At 59.9% G+C, this 274-nt stretch carries 1 protein-coding gene; it reads left to right on the forward strand.

Annotated features, from left to right (window positions below; all coding sequences use genetic code 11):
* Nucleotides 1-26 precede the first annotated feature (26 nt).
* Nucleotides 27-274: MarR family transcriptional regulator (locus OH705_RS27300; RefSeq protein ID WP_267303450.1), on the forward strand; the 248-nt coding region annotated here is incomplete at its 3' end.

Genomic DNA, 274 nt, shown 5'->3' on the forward strand with positions numbered 1-274 from the left:
TCAGCGGGTCGCAATGGACGATCCTAATGGCCATTTCCGATCTGGACACCGAGGACGGCGTTCCGGTCAATGCTGTTGCAAGGATGCTGCATGTTGAAGGGTCCTTTGTCACAACCCAGTCCAAGCTGCTTGAAAAGACCGGGCTGGTGGGGCGCAAGCCTTGCCCGTTGGACCGGCGGGTCGTTCGGCTTTCATTATCGGACAAGGCGCTCAAGCAGCTGGGCCGCGACAGCGAGCTGCAGCAAGCCGCCGCCGATATCATTTTCGCGGGCTT

Source organism: Pseudomonas sp. BJa3, assembly GCF_026343815.1.
Taxonomy (GTDB): domain Bacteria; phylum Pseudomonadota; class Gammaproteobacteria; order Pseudomonadales; family Pseudomonadaceae; genus Aquipseudomonas; species Aquipseudomonas soli.